The 16453-nt window shown below is 74.1% G+C and carries 15 protein-coding genes; 10 read left to right on the top strand and 5 right to left on the bottom strand.

The window, feature by feature from the left end:
• The first annotated feature begins 1 nt into the window (after window position 1).
• Genes GCL84_RS26730 through GCL84_RS26720 form a run of 3 tightly spaced genes read left to right on the top strand, consistent with a single transcriptional unit; the run spans window position 2 to window position 2477 of the window.
• Window positions 2-1162, top strand: a complete 1161-nt coding sequence (locus GCL84_RS26730; RefSeq protein WP_156758321.1) for an ArsA family ATPase — start codon at window positions 2-4, stop codon at window positions 1160-1162.
• Complete coding sequence (locus tag GCL84_RS26725; RefSeq protein WP_156758320.1) at window positions 1159-1539, top strand: hypothetical protein; 381 nt, start codon at window positions 1159-1161, stop codon at window positions 1537-1539. The genes GCL84_RS26730 and GCL84_RS26725 overlap by 4 nt, the downstream gene beginning before the upstream one ends.
• A complete protein-coding gene (locus GCL84_RS26720) occupies window positions 1536-2477 on the top strand; it encodes an ROK family protein (RefSeq protein WP_156758319.1) in 942 nt (313 codons plus the stop codon). The genes GCL84_RS26725 and GCL84_RS26720 overlap by 4 nt, the downstream gene beginning before the upstream one ends.
• A 188-nt stretch (window positions 2478-2665) precedes the next feature.
• Here the strand turns inward: GCL84_RS26720 and GCL84_RS26715 are convergent, their stop codons facing one another.
• On the bottom strand, window positions 2666-3136 hold the full coding sequence (locus tag GCL84_RS26715) for a hypothetical protein (protein WP_156758318.1): 471 nt from the start codon (window positions 3134-3136) through the stop codon (window positions 2666-2668).
• Window positions 3133-3900 (bottom strand): alpha/beta hydrolase, encoded by a 768-nt coding sequence (locus tag GCL84_RS26710; protein ID WP_156758317.1) that lies wholly within the window; start codon window positions 3898-3900, stop codon window positions 3133-3135. The genes GCL84_RS26715 and GCL84_RS26710 overlap by 4 nt, the downstream gene beginning before the upstream one ends.
• A 200-nt stretch (window positions 3901-4100) precedes the next feature.
• Between GCL84_RS26710 and GCL84_RS26705 the strand changes: the two genes are divergently transcribed.
• On the top strand, window positions 4101-4823 hold the full coding sequence (locus GCL84_RS26705; protein WP_156758397.1) for a lysophospholipid acyltransferase family protein: 723 nt from the start codon (window positions 4101-4103) through the stop codon (window positions 4821-4823).
• Window positions 4824-4849: 26 nt separating this feature from the next.
• Complete coding sequence (locus tag GCL84_RS26700) at window positions 4850-5353, top strand: polyadenylate-specific 3'-exoribonuclease AS (RefSeq protein WP_156758316.1); 504 nt, start codon at window positions 4850-4852, stop codon at window positions 5351-5353.
• 15 nt (window positions 5354-5368) lie between these two features.
• Here GCL84_RS26700 and GCL84_RS26695 read toward each other — a convergent pair whose 3' ends face one another.
• Both GCL84_RS26695 and GCL84_RS26690 read right to left on the bottom strand, forming a co-directional pair.
• Window positions 5369-6799: a PepSY-associated TM helix domain-containing protein gene (locus tag GCL84_RS26695; RefSeq protein WP_156758315.1), complete on the bottom strand. Its 1431-nt coding sequence runs from the start codon at window positions 6797-6799 to the stop codon at window positions 5369-5371.
• Window positions 6800-6956: 157 nt separating this feature from the next.
• Complete coding sequence (locus tag GCL84_RS26690; RefSeq protein ID WP_156758314.1) at window positions 6957-8081, bottom strand: hypothetical protein; 1125 nt, start codon at window positions 8079-8081, stop codon at window positions 6957-6959.
• 361 nt (window positions 8082-8442) lie between these two features.
• Between GCL84_RS26690 and GCL84_RS26685 the strand changes: the two genes are divergently transcribed.
• The 4 genes from GCL84_RS26685 (at window position 8443) to GCL84_RS26670 (ending at window position 13932) form a co-directional block, all read left to right on the top strand.
• A complete protein-coding gene (locus tag GCL84_RS26685; RefSeq protein WP_156758313.1) occupies window positions 8443-9468 on the top strand; it encodes a 6-phosphofructokinase in 1026 nt (341 codons plus the stop codon).
• A 50-nt stretch (window positions 9469-9518) separates the two neighbouring features.
• Entirely contained in the window at window positions 9519-10895 is a 1377-nt protein-coding gene (locus tag GCL84_RS26680) for an amidase family protein (RefSeq protein ID WP_156758312.1), read from the top strand.
• A 43-nt stretch (window positions 10896-10938) separates the two neighbouring features.
• On the top strand, window positions 10939-11781 hold the full coding sequence (locus GCL84_RS26675; protein ID WP_156758311.1) for a phosphotransferase: 843 nt from the start codon (window positions 10939-10941) through the stop codon (window positions 11779-11781).
• A gap of 69 nt (window positions 11782-11850) precedes the next feature.
• Window positions 11851-13932: an NACHT domain-containing protein gene (locus GCL84_RS26670; RefSeq protein WP_156758310.1), complete on the top strand. Its 2082-nt coding sequence runs from the start codon at window positions 11851-11853 to the stop codon at window positions 13930-13932.
• Here the strand turns inward: GCL84_RS26670 and GCL84_RS26665 are convergent.
• A complete protein-coding gene (locus GCL84_RS26665) occupies window positions 13905-14936 on the bottom strand; it encodes a DUF2891 domain-containing protein (protein ID WP_156758309.1) in 1032 nt (343 codons plus the stop codon). The two genes, GCL84_RS26670 and GCL84_RS26665, sit on opposite strands and share 28 nt — an antisense overlap.
• Before the next feature lie 127 nt (window positions 14937-15063).
• Here GCL84_RS26665 and GCL84_RS26660 point away from each other — a divergent pair, with 127 nt between their 5' ends.
• Complete coding sequence (locus tag GCL84_RS26660; RefSeq protein WP_156758308.1) at window positions 15064-16452, top strand: class II 3-deoxy-7-phosphoheptulonate synthase; 1389 nt, start codon at window positions 15064-15066, stop codon at window positions 16450-16452.
• The last annotated feature ends 1 nt before the right edge of the window (window position 16453 follow it).

Raw genomic sequence — 16453 nt, 5'->3', positions numbered from 1 at the left:
GGTGCGGATACTCCTGTTCACCGGCAAGGGCGGGGTCGGCAAGACCACCCTGGCCGCGGCCACGGCGGCCCGGCTGGCCGTGCGCGGCGCCAAGACCCTCGTCGTGTCCACCGACCCGGCGCACTCGCTGGCCGACGCCTACGGCGCCGCGCTCGGCCCTGATCCGTCCGAAGTGGACAGGGCGCTGTTCGCCGCGCACATCGACGCGCGGGTGCTGGCCGACCGCTCCTGGCCGGTGCTGCGCAAGTCGTTGCGCGCCTTGCTCGCCCGGACCGGCCTGGACGCCCTCGACGCCGAGGAGCTGACGGTGCTGCCCGGCGTCGACGAGCTGCTGGCGCTGTCGGAGGTGGCCCGGCTGGCCGCCGCGGGCCCCTGGTCGGCCGTGGTCGTCGACTGCGGCCCCACCGCCGAGACGCTGCGCCTGCTGTCGCTGCCCGAGGCCGTCTCCGGCTACCTCGACCGGGCGCTGGGCGGCCCCAGGGGCCTGCTCGCGGGCGGCGAGGTCCGCTCGGTGGCCGAGTCGGTGCGCTCGCTGGCCACGCACCTCACCGAGCTGCGCGCCCTGCTCACCGACCCCGACACCACCACCGTGCGGCTGGTGCTGACCCCGGAGCGCGTCGTCGTCGCCGAGACCCGCCGCACGCTGGGCGCCCTGGCGCTGCGCGGCGTGCACGTCGACTCGCTGGTGGCCAACCGGCTGGTGCCCAAGTCCAGCCGGTGGCGCGGTCCGGCCGCGAACTGGATGCGCGTGCGCCGCGCCGAGCAGGACGCCGTGCTCGCCGAACTCGAGGCCGCCACGACGCTGCCGGTGCACCGCGTCGAGCACCGCGCCGCCGAGCCGGTCGGCGCCCCGGCGCTGGTCGCCCTCGCCGACGACCTCTACGGCGACGACGACCCGCTGCGCCGGGCGACCCCGCCGGGCGCCCCGCTGCTGGCCGTGCGCGAGGACGGCGCCGACCTGCTGCTCACCGTCGCCCTGCCGCTGACCGACGGCTCCGGCCTCGACCTGGCCCGGGTCGGCGACGACCTCGCGATCACCGTCGACGGCTCGCGCAGGCTGGTGGCGCTGCCGCCGCTGCTGCACCGCCACCGGGTGCTCGACGCCGAGGCCGACCACACCGGGCTGGTCGTCCGGTTCACACCGGGGGAGGAAAGGCCGTGACCACCGCGCAGGACCCGGGGTCCCGCCTCACCGACGAGCTGGCCCTGCTGCTGGCCGCCGTCGCCGAACAGGCGGGCCCGTGGCTGGACCGCGTCGCCGCCAGCGCGCACGACGAGCACGGTGAGCGCTCGCCCATCTGCGACAGCTGCCCGGTGTGCGCGGTGATCGCCCTGCTGCGCGGCGAGCCCAACGCCCTGGCCGCCACGACGCTGGAGCGCCTGGCCGACATCGTCGCCCTGCTGCGCGCGGTCCTGGCCGACCGCTGGGAGCCGGGCCCGCCGCACATGCCCGGCTTCCGCCCCGAACCGCCTGCCGACCGCGAGACCTCGGAGCGCGTGCAGCGCATCCCCGTGCGTCGCCGCCCCCCGGCGCCGTGACCCGGACCATCGGCGTCGACGTGGGTGGCACCAGCATCCGCGCGGGTGTCGTCGACGAGCACGGCACGGTCCTGGACACCGCCCGGGGCAGCACGCCTGCTGACGAGGCGGCTCTGGAAGACGCCATCTGCTCGGTGGTGGGGGAGTTGCTGGAGCGGCACCCGGTGTCGGCCGTGGGACTGGCCGTCGCGGGGTTCATCGGGACTGACCGGCGTACCGTGCTGTTCGCCCCGCACCTGGCCTGGCGGTCGGCGCCGGTGGCCGACCGGATCTCGGCCCGGTTGGGGTTACCGGTGGTGCTGGAGCACGACGCGAACGCGGCCGGGGTGGCTGAGCACCGGTTCGGGGCGTTGCGCGGGGCGGGTGTGGGGTTGTTGTTGGCGCTGGGGACGGGGATCGGCGCGGCGTTGATGGTCGACGGGGTGCTGTACCGGGGGGCGCACGGGGTCGCGCCGGAATTGGGGCACCTACCGCTGGTGCCGGGGGGTCGGCCGTGCGAGTGCGGGAAGGCCGGGTGCTGGGAGCGCTATTGCAGCGGCACGGCGCTGGCTTCGACCGCTGTCGACCTGCTCGCGGCGCCGGGGGCGCGGAGTTCGGTGCTGGCCAGGGAGGCTGCCGGGGACCCGGGGCGGATCACCGGGCGCCAGGTCGCTGCCGCGGCGCGGGAGGGGGATGCGGTGGCGTTGGCGGCTGTGGGGGAGATGGCGGAGTGGCTGGCGGTGGGGCTCGCGCTTGTCGCGGATGTCTATGACCCGGATTTGGTGGTCCTGGGGGGTGGTGTGGGGGAGTCGGCGCCGTTGTTCCTCGATGACGCGCGAGACCGGTACCACCGGTTGGTGACCGGTGGGGGGCATCGGCCGTTGTTGCGGTTGCGGGCGGCGCATCTCGGGGATGACGCGGGGCTGGTGGGGGCTGCTGCGTTGGCTGCTGAAGTGTGAGATGGGGCTGCCTCTGGGCCCGCTGTGGCTGGTGGGGCCTGTCCCTTGACACCGGTCTCGTAGAGCTACAAGCGGCCAGGACTGGGTCTAGGCCCAGGGATGACCGGCTTGTTCTGTGGGGTGTGGTGTCGTGGTGGGGCGCTGGGTTGCGGGGGTTGGGTGTGAAGCTGAGTGGGTGGGGCTGGGGGCTAGACCTGGGCGCCGTTGTCGTCGTCGTTGCGGGGGGAGCGGCGGGAGCGGAGTAGGAGGGTGCCTACGCCTGTGGCCAGGCAGGCCAGGCCTACGGGGGTCCAGACGACTGGGATGAGCCAGGAGGTCAGGACCAGGAGTGCCACTCCGACGACGATCGCGGCGATGGCGGCGACGCTGATCGGGTGGAGCTTGGGGAGCGGGGGAGGTTCGGGGGGCTCGTAGTGCTCTGTCTCGTTGTCGTCGGACCAATCGATGTCGGTCTCGTGGGCGCGCCACGTCGAGGCGGGGGGCTTGGGCTGGGGTGGGGGTGGGTCCTCGGCGTCGGCTGCCGACTCGGCGCGCTCGCGGGTCACCTCGGCCTCGGACGGCGGGTTCAGCCCGACGCCCTCGCGGCGCAGGTCCGCGACGATCTCGGCGAAGGCGGCGTCGAAGTCCTCTGGTCCACCGCCGGCACGACCCCTGGTCACACCCCGTCTCCCGCCCGCTCGGCACGCACCCGCCGGACGAACTCGGCGCTCCGGTCGAAGATCACCGGTGCGTCGTGGTCCAGCGTGGCCACGTGGTAGCTGTTGGCCAACACGACCTCGGCGACGTCCGCGCTGGACACCTCGGCCAGCACGATCGCCGAGTTCTCCGGCTCGACGACGTGGTCGACCGCTGAGCGCAGCAGCAGCAAGGGCTGGGTGACCTTGGGCAGGTCCCCGCGCACCGTCACCCACAGCTTGGCGAGGCTGGCCAGCGCGCGCAACGGGGTTCGCGGGTACGCCTGCTCGCTCACCCCCGGTTTGGCGATGTCGTCGCCGATCGCGGCCACCGAGGCCAGCACCCGCGACAGCGGGCCGACCACCCGCAGCTCCTTGCGCGAGGACATCACCGACGGGTTGACCAGCACCAGCCCGGCGATGTCGGGATGGCTCTGGGCCAACCGGAGGGCGAGTGTGCCGCCCATCGAGAGGCCGAAGACGAACACCGCGTCGCAGGAGGCGCGCAGCTCGCCCAGGGCGGTCTCCAGCGCGCTGTACCACTGCGGCCACGTCGTGCCGTTCATCTCCCGCCAGTGCGTGCCGTGGCCGGGCAGCAGCGGCAGCCGCACGCTGTGCCCCTCCTCGACCATCCTGTCCGCCCACGGGCGCATGCTCACCGGCGAACCGGTGAACCCGTGGCTGAGCAGGACACCGACCCCGGTCGTCCCCTCGTGCGCGAACGCCTCCGCGCCAGCCACCGACGGCAACCCGGCCTCCTCGGTTCAAGGCTCCTATGATCAGGGCGCGGGTATGCTCGCACCCGCAGCCATCGTCGCATGGATCGCGGGCAGCGTGCGGCGCGTTGCACCGAGCTGTGGACAACTGCTGTGGCCCACAGCGCGTTGTGCGGGTCGGGCCTGCTTCGTACCCTCGGGGCTCGGGGAGATCACGGAGACGGGAGAGCGTGTTGTTCTACTGGTGGATGAAACACGTCTTCCTGGGGCCGCTGCTGCGCGTGTTCTTCCGCCCGAGGATCGAGGGGGCCGAGCACATCCCGGCCACCGGCGGTGTCCTGCTGGCCAGCAACCACCTCGCCGTGTCCGACTCGTTCTTCCTGCCGCTGATGATCGACCGCAGGGTCACCTTCCCGGCGAAGATGGAGTACTTCACCGCGCCCGGCGTCAAGGGCGCGGTCAAGAGGTGGTTCTTCACCGGCGTCGGCCAGATCCCCATCGACCGCTCCGGCGGCTCGGCCTCCCAGGCCGCGCTGGAGACCGGCGTGCGGCTGCTGCGCGAGGGCAAGGTCATGGGCATCTACCCGGAGGGCACCCGCTCGCCGGACGGCAGGCTGTTCAAGGGCAAGACCGGCGTGGCCCGCATCGCGCTGGAGGCGGGCGTCCCGGTCGTCCCGGTGGCCATGTTCGGCACCGACAAGGCCAACCCGATCGGCTCCAAGATGTGGCGGCCCTACCCCATCCGGATCAAGGTCGGCCCGCCGATGGACTTCTCCCGCTACGAGGGCCTGCAGGGCGACCGGTTCGTCGAGCGCTCCATCACCGACGAGGTCATGTACGCGCTGATGGAGCTCTCCGGCCAGGAGTACGTCGACGTCTACGCCGCCAAGGCCAAGGAGTTCGGCGTCGAGGACGCCCGCGAGCTCGACCGCCTCCCCCGGTCCGAGGCGGGCTGACCGGCCCGCTGATCTAGGCTGAACGGATGCGTTTCTTCTACGACACCGAGTTCATCGAGGACGGCCGGACCATCGACCTGGTCTCCATCGGCGTCGTGGACGAGGACGGCCGCGAGTACTACGCCGTCTCCACCGAGTTCGACCCCGACCGGGCGGGCCCCTGGGTGCGCGCCAACGTCCTGGACAAGCTCCCATCCCCCGCCGACCAGGCCTGGCGCGACCGCGCGGCCATCCGCAGCACCCTGCTGGAGTTCCTCACCGAGGGCACCTCGAACCGGGACAAGATCGAGCTCTGGGCCTGGTTCGGCGCCTACGACCACGTCGCCATCGGCCAGCTCTGGGGTGCGATGCCCGCCCTGCCCCGCGCCATCCCCCGCTTCACCCGGGACCTGCGCCAGCGCTGGGACGACGTCGGCAAACCCGCGCTGCCCTCACCCCCGGCGGACGCCCACGACGCCCTGGCCGACGCCCGGCACAACCTCACCAGGTGGCGGGTCATCCAGGAGCACTGGCGTCGCAAGATGCGCTGAGCGCCTGCCCGTTCCTCAGACCGGGGTCCGGATCCGGGGATCGCGCGCGGGCCGTCGCGGGTGCGGCGTGACCGGCGTCCCCGACGACCGCCGCCGCCGACCCTGGCCCGACGCGATCACCGGGGCGCCCAGGCCGCTGACCCGGCGCGGCATCGCGTGGCTGGGCCGCCGCCGCGGCGGTCTGCCCGCCTTGGCCCGCGCGGCGGCCTGGGCGGCGGTGTCCCACAGCAGGAACACCACCAGCGTCACCCCGAACACCGGCATCAGCCACCCCAGCGCGGCGCAGATCAACACCAGCGGCACCAGCACCTTCCCGGGCAGCTTCGACAGCGCCCGCGGCGGGGTGGGGGCGGGCTTGCGCTGCTGCCACATCCGGTAGCCCATGACCAGCACCGCGATGATCGCCACCGCCAGCACGACCAGCAGGACCTGGTTGACGACGCCGAACAGCGTGCCGTGGTGGGCGGCCATCGCCAGCAGGCGCAGCTTGCCCAGCGGCGAGTAGTCCGCGAAGCTCTGCTCGCCGACCACGGTGCCCCGGTACTGGTCGATCAGGACGACGCCCTTGCGCATGGGCAGGCCGACGGAGGTCTCGGAGACCTTGAACGGCTGGTCGTAGGCCTTGGGCGGGGACACGGTGAGGTCGCCGGTGAGGCCGTTGTCCCTGGCGGTGGCCAGGACCTGGTCGTAGCCGATGGGGCCGGTGGGCCCGGGCACGACGTCCACCTGCTCGATGGCGCCGGGGCGGGTGCCGAGCGCGGACTGCACGCGCTCGCCCGCGACCACCGACCGGGTGAGGCCGGAGAAGTTGATGGCCAACAGGCCCGCCACCACGATGAGCCCGACCAGGCCGTGCCAGGCCCGGACGCGGATCTTGCGGTTGGTGGACTTGAGGCGCTGCTTGCGCTTCTTGGGGCCCAGCGCCCAGAGCAGGACGCCGAAGAGCATCACCGCGGGCAGCCAGCTCACGGCGAACTCGGCGTAGAGCCTGCCCGCCTGGCCCAGGTGCAGGTTGGTGTGCATCTGGCCGAGCCAGGTCTGCACGGGCGCGCGGCCGTCCACGGTGGGGTAGTCGCCGGTGACGACGGCGGTGTACGGGTCGACGTGCACCGCGAGGCTCTGCCCGGCGGGCAGGTCGCGGTCGGCGAGGAGGACCTGGGTGGTGCGCTCGGGGTCGGCGTAGGCCGTCACCTGGCGCACGGAGTCGGTGGGGTGGGCGGCCAGCGCGGCGCGGACCTGCTCGCCGACCGGGTACGGCGGCTCGGCGGTGTCGGCGGCGAAGAGCTGGTCGGCGTGGAGCACGTCGCCGAGCTGCGGGGCGCAGGCGTAGCACAGGCCGGTGAGCGCCAGCAGGAGCAGGAACGGGGCGATGGCCAGACCGGCCAGGTAGTGGACCCGCCTGGCCAGGAGCAGGACGGCGGTCCGCGTGGAGCGGGCACGGGTCATCGCCCGGACCTTTCTCGTCGGGGAGCGGCAGGCCAACGAGGGGCCCAAAGCCGAAGGGACGGCCCGGCGGCGAGGTCTGGTGGACCGGGCCGCCGGGCCGTGGTGGTGCTTCGGGTCAGGCCGTCACCGACGGCCCGTCACCGGGGAGGGGGCTGGCTCAGCCCTTCTCGTCGATGAACGCGACCATGATCGACATGGCGTGGTCGTCGGCCATGTGCGTGTGGTACAGGCTGTCGAGCCGCAGCGTCTCGCCCTTCTCCACCCGGCCGAGGCTGGGCGACAGGCACGTGCTCATCGACTCGATGTGCCCCTGGAAGTCGGGTTTGGTGTCGTAGCCCGCCGTCGAGGTGCAGATCTCCTGCCCGGTGGTGTCGTTGACCAGCTTGATGTTGTCGCCACCGTCGTGCTGGTGACCGCCCGCGCCCACGAAGTTGCCGGAGACGGTGGACTTCCACTTCCACTGCGTCATCGACTCGCCCTCGGGCACGTAGTGCTCGGACAGCCCGCAGTTGTCCGCGTCGAGCCACAGCGGGGTGACCGGCTTCATGTTGGGGGTGTTGCCCGGCAGCCACTTGAGGTCGACGGTGACGGCGACCTCCTTCTCCTCGTGGCTCATCGACATGAGCTCGATCATCATCCAGGTCAGCGGGATGTAGCCGAACTTCAGGCCGTAGCCCTCCGGCAGCGTCCCGCCGGTGCGCTCGTTGCCCGAGGCGTAGAAGCGCTGGCCCGCCATGCCCGGCCAGCCGCCGGGGCAGGTGATGTCCGACTTCGAGCGGTCGAAGAACACCGCGTGGTGCAGCATGACGCCGCCGTCGTAGTTCGCGTTCGAGCCGTCAGGGAACGTCAGGTCGGGCCTGATGCCGGTGATGTAGCAGTTGGTGCACGGGGGCAGCATGAGCGCGACCGTGCGGGTCATCGCGCCGTGGTGCCCGCCCGGCATGTCCGGGCCGTGCTGCGCGCCGACGCCGCCGGACGAGGGGTGCTCGTGGTCGTCGCCGTCGTCGGGCATCGGGGCCAGCTTGAACGGACCGAGCTTGACCTTGGTGGTGGTCGAGCCGTCCGCGTTCTTCACCGAGCCCGCGGGGACCCCGGTGGTGTTGATCTCCTTGGCGACCGGCTGTCCGTTGGACGCCAGCGAGGAGGCTGCCTTGGGCGCCGCGGGCTGGGCGCTCTGGCCCGCGCCCGCGCTACCCGAGGCGACGATGAGCGACGCGCCGACCGCGACAGCGGCCAGGACCGCGAGCACGCCCTTTCGCCGTCCGAATTTTCTCTGGCGCACCAGAGTCTCCTTTCCCCGGAAAAACCCTTACTTTCCGGGAAATTACAGAGTGCCCTCTCATCCCACAAGACCGGCCGCAGAACTGGCGAAACGTCTGCGCTGACCTTACAAACCCCGGGTGCGAGCTTGTTATGGGGTACACGCTTGTACCGGGAGTACTGGGATGTACCGGACGATTAGTGCATTCGATTTTTCGCTCCAGTCCCCATATATTTGATGGATGGTTCTATGACGCCGTGAGCAGCGCGTGCGCCAATCGGGTGGTCCGGTCAGCGGTTGCTACACCGATTCAGTCCCTGGCAGGGTGGGGCACGGAGGCAGTGACGCCGATCACTGCCCCGGAGGTGGAAGGTGGGCTTGCATGCGCGTCGGAGTACTCACCGGGGGCGGGGACTGCCCCGGTCTCAACGCGGTCATCCGGGCCGTCGTCCGCAAGGGCGTCGAGGTCAACGGCTGGGAGGTGGTGGGTTTCCGCAACGGCTGGCAGGGCCCGGTCGAGGGGCGCAGCAGGCCCCTGGGCCTCGACGACGTGGAGGACATCCTCACCAGGGGCGGCACGATCCTCGGGTCCTCGCGCACCAACCCCTACGCGGTGGAGGGCGGTGTGGACCGCATCCGCGCGGTCCTGGCCGAGCAGGGCGTGGACGCGCTCATCGCGATCGGCGGCGAGGACACCCTGGGCGTGGCCAAGCGGCTCACCGACGACGGGATCGGCGTCGTCGGGGTGCCCAAGACGATCGACAACGACCTCGACGCCACCGACTACACGTTCGGCTTCGACACCGCCGTGCACATCGCCACCGAGGCCATCGACCGGCTGCACACCACGGCCGAGTCGCACCGCCGGGCGCTGGTGGTGGAGGTGATGGGCAGGCACGCGGGCTGGATCGCGCTGCACTCGGGCCTCGCGGGCGGCGCCAGCGTCATCCTCGTCCCGGAGCGGGCGTTCAGCGTCGACAAGGTCATCGAGTGGGTCGCCAGCCGGTTCGAGCGCGAGTACGCGCCGATCATCGTCGTCGCCGAGGGCGCGCTGCCCGAGGGCGGCGAGGCGGTGCTGCAGACCGGGGAGAAGGACGCCTTCGGCCACGTCCGCCTCGGCGGCGTCGGCACCTGGCTGGCCGACGAGATCGCCGCCAGGACCGGCAACGAGTCGCGCGCGGTCGTCCTCGGCCACACCCAGCGTGGCGGCGTGCCCACCGCCTACGACCGGGTCCTGGCCACCCGCTTCGGCCTGCACGCGGTGGACGCGGTGGCCGACGGCGACTTCGGGGTGATGGTGGCGCTGCGCGGCACCGACATCGTCCGGGTCCGGCTCGCCGAGGCCACCGCCAGGCTCAAGACGGTCCCGGCCGAGCGCTACGCCGAGGCGGAGGTCTTCTTCGGGTGAGGGCCGTGTGACGGTCGAGGACCGAGCCCGAGGTGAACTATGTTCACGCCATGGACGATCTGCTGTGGGCGGGCGCCGACGCCCAAGCCCAGGCGCTGCGGTCCGGCGCCGTCACCGCACCCGAGCTGCTCGAGGCCGTGCTCGCCAGGGCGGCGGCGCTCTCGGGCGGCCTCAACGCCTTCCGCGTGCTCTACACCGACTCCGCGCGGGCGGCGGCCGAGCAGGCCCAGCGCAGGCTGGACGCGGGGGAGCGGCTGCCGCTGCTGGGCGTGCCCATCGCGGTCAAGGACGACACCGACGTCGAGGGCGACCTGACGGCCAAGGGCGGCAGGCCGCAGTTCCCGCCCGCCGAGGCGGACAACCCCCTCGTCGCCGGGCTGCGGGCCGCCGGGGCGGTGATCGTGGGCCACACCCTGACGCCCGAGCGGTGCCTGTGGCCGTTCACCGAGAGCCTCACCTACGGCGCGACCCGCAACCCGTGGAACCTCTCCCGCACCCCGGCCGGGTCCTCCGGCGGCTCGGCCGCCGCGGTGGCAGCCGGGATCGTCGGCGCCGCCACCGGCTCCGACGGCGGCGGGTCGATCCGGATGCCCGCCGCGGCCACCGGCATCTTCGGCCTCAAGACCACCCGGGACCTGATACCCGGACAGGCGCCGGGCTGGGCGGGCCTCGGCGTCCCCGGCCCGCTCAGCCGCGCCGTCGCCGACTCCGCCCTGCTGCTCGACGCCATGACCGGCGCCGACACCTACCGGGCCGCCGTCGACACCGACCCGGGGCCGCTGCGCGTCGCCCTGGTGTGGAAGTGCCCGATGGGCAGGCCGCCGATGGACCCGGCGTGGCGGGCCGCGGTCACCACCGCCGCCGACCGCCTGCGCGCGCTCGGCCACACCGTCACCGAGGACGACCCCGGCCTGGGCCCGCGCCCGACCCCGCAGTTCATCACCCGCTACTTCGCGGGCGTCGCCGAGGACGTCGACACGCTGCCGCACCCCGAGTGGCTCGAACCGCGCACCCGGCGCATCGCCGCCGTCGGCCGCCGCGTCCCCGCCGCCGTGCTCGGCTGGGCCCGCCGGGCCGAGGCGGGCCTGCACGCCCGGCTGGCGCCGTTCCTGGACCGCTACGACGTCATCCTGCAGCCCACCTGGACCCGCACCCCGCTGCCGGTGGGCACGCTGCACGGCCGCGGCATGATCACCACCTTCCTGGGCATCCTCCCGCTCATGCCGTACTTCCCGACGTGGAACGTGCTGGGCATGCCGGTCGCCACCGTCCCCGTGGGCCGCGCGCCGGAGGGACTGCCCACGGCGGTGCAGCTGATCGGCGCGCAGCACAGCGAGGCGCTGCTGCTCTCGCTCGCCGCGCAGTACGAACGGGCCCACCCGTGGGCGATGGATCGTCCGCCCCTCGCCGGATCAGGGGGCGCGTGAGCTGCCCTTGTGGTGGACTGTCGCCGCTGAAAGGGGGTTCGCTGTGGACGACCCGCAGGGCAATGGCGCTCTCGGCGGCACCGTCGCCGAGCGGATGCGGCGCAGGTTCGGCGACGGGGCGCTGTCGTGGGCGGAGGCGCTGCCCGCCCGGCTCGACCGGCTGGCCGCGGCCTGGGGCCTGACCCTGGGCCGGGCCTTCCCCGGCGGCGGCTCGGGGGTGGCGCTGCGGGTCGAGCGCGCCGAGGGGCCCGCGGTGCTCAGGGTGTCGCCGGACCCGGCCTTCGCCGCGGCGCAGTTGACCGCGCTGCGGGTGTTCGCCCCCACCGGCCGGGTGCCCGGCGTGCACGCGGTCGACCTCGACGAGGGCGCGCTGCTGCTGGAGCTGGTCGAGGGCGGCGCGGGCTGGCCCGAGCCCGACGCCTTCGGCGCGCTGCTGCGCGACCTGCACTCTGCCGACCCGGGACCGGTGCGCGACTGGCCCGACCTGGCGGCGTGGACCGAGGAGTTCCTGCCGCGCTTCACCCCGACCGGCCCGGTCACCGCCGCGCACCTGGCGCTGGCCCGCTCCCGGGTCGGCGCACTACTGGCCGACCCCGGTCCCGCGCCGGTGCTGCTGCACGGCGACCTGCACGCGACCAACGTCGTGGGCCGCCGCCGGGTCATCGATCCCAGACCGTGCGTGGGCGACCCGGAGTTCGACGCGGTCGACTTCGTCCTCGCCGGGCCGGACGTCCCCGCCCGGCTCGACGCCCTGGCGGCCGCGCTGCCGTCGCTGGACGCCGGGCGGCTGGGCGCGTGGTGCCGGGCGCTGGCCCCGGTCGTGGCCGTGGCCAAGGCCAGGACGGGACACGACGTGGGCGCCCTGCTCGAGCACGCCGAGGTCTAGGTCGCCGGCGACACGACGGGCTGACCGACCGGTGGCGGCGTGGCCCGGTGGGCGATTCACTGGGTCGTGATGGACCTCGACGCCTTGTCCCCCTGGACGGCCGCCCTCGCCGCGGTCGTCGTCATCGTGCTCTGGGAGGCCGTGCGGGGCTGGCTCCCGGCCCTGGTCACGGCCGTGCGCCTGGTGCGGGCCCGCCGGGCCCCGTCGTTGGCGGCGCACCGCGAGCACCTGCTGCGCGCCGCCGGGCGCGAGATCGAGCCGGTCCCGACGGCGGGTGACCTGACTCACCACGACCGAGTGGTCGTCGTGGGCGCGGGGGCGTCCGCGCTGCTGCGGTCCCTGCCCGCGGCGTGGGCGCGCGACCCGGGCTGGCGGCGGCTGCCCGTCCCGGTCCTGGTCGCCGCGGCAGGCCGGGCGCTGGCCGACGAGGTCGCCGCCGCGGGCCCGTTCGCCCGGCGCGGCCTGGCCGCGGGCAGGCTGGTGGTGCTCGTCGACGGCCTCGACGCCGTCGACCCCGCCGACCGGCAGCGGGCGGCGCGGGCGGTGCGGTCGTTCGCCGACCGGCACCCCGGCTGCCGGATGGTCGTCGCCTGCCGCACCGCGGCGGCGGCCACCGCCCTCGGCCCGGACTTCGCCGCGGTCGCGCCGGTGCGCCCGCTCGACGACCAGCGCGTCCGCCGGTACTTGCACGCGGTCGACCCCACCTCCGCCGAGCGCAGGATGGCCGCCCTCGTCGCCGACCCGGCCGCGCTGCGGCTGGTGCGGGAACCGGCGCTGCTGCGGGCCTACGCCCGGCTGGCCCCCGACGAGGTCCCCCGCTCGCGCGCCGACCTCGTCGACACCACCGAGGCCGAGGCCCTGCGCGCCGAACCCGACGCGCTGCTGGCCCGGCACGCCGCCGACCCGGCCGCCACCCGCGACACGGTGATCGCCTGGTGCGCCTCGGCCCGCAGGCCCGGGCCGGTCATCGCCGCGCTGGACCCGGTGCTGGCCGCCGAGTGCCTGGCCGAGGCGGGCAAGGTCGAGGCGGGCGTCGTCGACGCGGTCACCGAGCGGGCCCGCGCGCTGCTGGCGGGCGGGCGGGACCCGGCCGCCACCCGCGCGCTGGGCGCGCTGGCCGCCGATCCCCGGCAGCGCGGCCAGGTGGTGCTCGCGTTCCTCATCGCCGCGGCCCAGGACGGCAACCCCGTCGCCCGGCAGGCGCTCGCCGCGACCGGTCTGCCCCGTGCCGTGCGCGTGCTCGCCGACCAGCTCCCCGACACCGCCGACGCGCTCGCCGTCATGGGCGACCAAGCGGTGCCCGCCCTGGCGCCCAGGCTCGACCGCGACACCGGGGCCGGGGTGGTCGTCGATGTCCTGGCCGCGATCGGCACCCCGGCCGCGGCCCAGGCCCTCGTGCCGCTGCTGTGGCGGGACGGCCAGATCGCCACCGGGGTGGCCTGGCGGCTGGCGGCCCTGCTCGCCGACCCGCTCGTCGCCGCCACCCTCACCACTGACCGGCTCGAGGACGACCCCGGGCGCTGGCTGCCCTTCCACGACCCGGACCGGCCGGGGCTGACCACGATCGCCGCCCGCGTCATCGACTTGTGCGCGTCCTCGGCGCCCCCCGCCGACCTCGGCCGGGTCGACCCCCGCGTGGGCTTGGCCCTGGTGCTGTTCGCCGACGCCGACAGCGCGCTCGTGCCCGGCCTGCGCAGGCCGCCGCCCCGGCGGTCGAGGGAGGTGCTCTGGGCCGACCTGGCCACCCCGTCGCGCGACCCAGGTTTCGCGGGCACCCTCCCGCACCGCGCGTTGGCCCTCGCCTTCGGGCTCGCCGTCATCGCCGAGGTCCTGTTCCTCGACCCGGGCCTGCCGTTCGCGCTCGCGGGGGTCGTCGAGCTCGTCGCCGTCCTGTTCTGGCGCCGGGCGGCGCTGCCCGCGCTGGGGGCGCACCTGGTGTCGGTCTTCCTGCTGCTCGTTCCCGACGACCCCGTCTCGGCCGTCGTCGTCCCGGTCGCCGGGGCCGCCGTCCTCGCGCTCGTGGTCGACGTCGGCGCGCGCGTGCACAAGGCGGCGCGCAACCCGTTGCGGCGGGTGCTGCGCCACGCGGGGGAGCAGCGGGTGGGGGATCAGCGGGTGGGGCGTCAGCAGAGCGCGCCGACGGCCAGGTAGACGGCGAAGGTGCCCAGCCAGTGCTCGGCGGCGTACCCGTGGCCGAACACGTGCCGCGCGCCCGCCGCCGAGTGCGCCAGGTGGGCGGCGTCGGCCAGCACGGCGTGCCGGTGGCCCGGGGGCAGCGCGGCGGCGACGCCGCTCCAGCACCACGCCCGGGACAGGGCCAGGCCCGCCAGGTGCGAGCCGTGCGGGTCGTCCGGGGCGTCGACCTCGACCGGGGTGCGCAGCGCCGTCCAGCGCGGCCGCGTCAGGTCCGGGAGGAAGGCGTCGAACCAGTGGGCGAACGCCGTCGGCGGGAGCACGCGGCGCAGCAGGTCGGCCTCGGTGAGCGCGGGGGACAGAAAGTCGGCGGCGTCGGGCTCCAGGCCGCCGTAGTCGGTGTCGAGCAGGAAGAAGCGGTGCGCGGCGACGGTGCAGGCGGTCGCGAGCTCCTGGTCGCCCACGGCGCGGGCGGCGTCGAGGACCAGCGCGAGGGCGAAGGCGGTGTTGGCGTGCGTCCCGGCGCGGACCGGCCTGCGGGCCGCGGCCAGCCACTGCAACCACCGGCGCCGGATCACCGCGGCCAGCGGCCGCAGCGCCCGGGCCCAGCGCTCACCCGGCGCCCACGAGCGCAGCTCGGCGTCGAGGAGCAGCAGCCACGCCCACCCGTAGGGCCGCTCCCAGTGCGCGCCCTGCGCCCGCTCGAAGAACGCCGCCTCGACCGCCGCCGCCTCCGCCGTGACCAGCTCGTCGAGGGTGTCGCGCGCGGGTGGGACCGAGGGTAAGTCCGGGAACAGGCGCAGCAGCCGGACCGCGAGCCAGGTCTGGTGCACGCACGAGTGCCAGTCGTAGGAGCCCGGGAAGACCGGGTGCAGCGCGCGGTGGGGCACCAGGTCGTCCGCCGAGGCGACCACGTGCGTCCAGTGCACGGGGTACTCCCGGCGCAGGTTGGCCACGGCGGTCGCCAGCAGGCGTTCGGCCGTCGCGGGGTCGAGGTCGAGGGGGTTGTCCAGTTCCACCATCGGCGAATAGTGCCTTCTGCAAACTGCAAGACGCACTCCGGGGTCCACGGGGGAGGAGCGGCGGTCCAGATTGTGGAACACATGTCCCGGTTTCGAGCAGGTTGCCCTGACCTCTTAGGCTGGAGGGGTGAACTGGAACGTGGATGTGCCGGTGGACGTGTTGCCCGAACTCCCACCGCTGCCTCCTGAGCTGCGTGCCCGACTCGACGACGCCCTGGCCCGCCCGGCGGCCCAGCAGCCCGACTGGCCCGACGCCGAGCAGGTCGGGAAGGTGCGGGCGCTGCTGGAGAGCGTTCCCCCGATCACCGTCCCCGCCGAGATCGACAAGCTGCAGCGCAGGCTCGCCGAGGTCGCCCGCGGGGAGGCGTTCCTGCTGCAGGGCGGCGACTGCGCCGAGACCTTCGTCGACAACACCGAGCCGCACATCCGCGGCAACATCCGCACGCTGCTGCAGATGGCCGTCGTCCTCACCTACGGCGCGAGCATGCCGGTGGTCAAGGTCGGCCGCATCGCCGGGCAGTACGCCAAGCCCCGCTCGGCCAAGACCGACGCCCTGGGCCTGCCCGTCTACCGGGGCGACATCGTCAACTCGCTGATCGCCACCCCCGAGGCCCGGGTGCCGGACCCGGGCCGGATGCTGCGCGCCTACGCCAACGCGGGCGCGGCGATGAACCTCGTGCGCGCGCTGACCGGCGCGGGCATGGCCGACCTGACCAAGGTCCACGACTGGAACCGCGACTTCGTGCGCACCTCCCCCGCCGGGGAGCGCTACGAGGCGCTGGCCACCGAGATCGACCGCGGCCTGCGCTTCATGCAGGCCTGCGGGGTCGAGGACAGCTCGCTGCACACCGTGGAGTTCTTCGCCAGCCACGAGGCGCTGCTGCTGGACTACGAGCGCGCCCTGCTGCGGATGGACACCACCGGCCCGGAGCCGCGCCTGTACAACCTGTCCTCGCACTTCCTGTGGATCGGCGAGCGCACGCGCCAGCTCGACGGCGCGCACATCGCCTTCGCCGAGCTGCTGTCCAACCCGATCGGCCTCAAGATCGGCCCGACGACCACGCCGGAGATGGCCGTGGAGTACGTCGAGCGCCTCGACCCGCGCAACGAGCCGGGCCGCCTGACGCTGATCTCGCGGATGGGCAACGGCAAGGTGCGCGAGGTGCTGCCCGCCATCGTGGAGAAGGTCGAGGCCTCCGGCCACAAGGTCATCTGGCAGTGCGACCCGATGCACGGCAACACCCACGAGTCCTCGACCGGCTACAAGACCCGGCACTTCGACCGGATCGTCGACGAGGTCCAGGGCTTCTTCGAGGTCCACCGCCGCCTGGGCACCCACCCCGGCGGCATCCACGTCGAGCTCACCGGCGAGGACGTCACCGAGTGCCTCGGCGGCGCCCAGGAGATCTCCGACGCGGACCTCGCGGGCCGCTACGAGACCGCCTGCGACCCGCGCCTGAACACCCAGCAGTCCCTCGAGCTGGCCTTCCTCGTCGCGGAGATGCTGCGCTCGTAGC

The organism is Actinokineospora pegani (genome assembly GCF_009745975.1).
Taxonomy (GTDB): domain Bacteria; phylum Actinomycetota; class Actinomycetes; order Mycobacteriales; family Pseudonocardiaceae; genus Actinokineospora; species Actinokineospora pegani.
The sequence above is the reverse complement of the archived record's forward strand: the minus strand, read 5'-3'. Positions and strand labels throughout refer to the sequence as shown.

What these genes read in the sequence shown, in the direction of transcription:
- GCL84_RS26700 (WP_156758316.1), top strand. Translation starts at nt 4,850, where the DNA reads ATGCGTTTCTTCTACGACACCGAGTTCATCGAGGACGGCCGGACCATC.
- GCL84_RS26695 (WP_156758315.1), bottom strand. Translation starts at nt 6,799, where the DNA reads ATGACCCGTGCCCGCTCCACGCGGACCGCCGTCCTGCTCCTGGCCAGG.
- GCL84_RS26685 (WP_156758313.1), top strand. Translation starts at nt 8,443, where the DNA reads ATGCGCGTCGGAGTACTCACCGGGGGCGGGGACTGCCCCGGTCTCAAC.
- GCL84_RS26680 (WP_156758312.1), top strand. Translation starts at nt 9,519, where the DNA reads ATGGACGATCTGCTGTGGGCGGGCGCCGACGCCCAAGCCCAGGCGCTG.
- GCL84_RS26670 (WP_156758310.1), top strand. Translation starts at nt 11,851, where the DNA reads ATGGACCTCGACGCCTTGTCCCCCTGGACGGCCGCCCTCGCCGCGGTC.
- GCL84_RS26665 (WP_156758309.1), bottom strand. Translation starts at nt 14,936, where the DNA reads ATGGTGGAACTGGACAACCCCCTCGACCTCGACCCCGCGACGGCCGAA.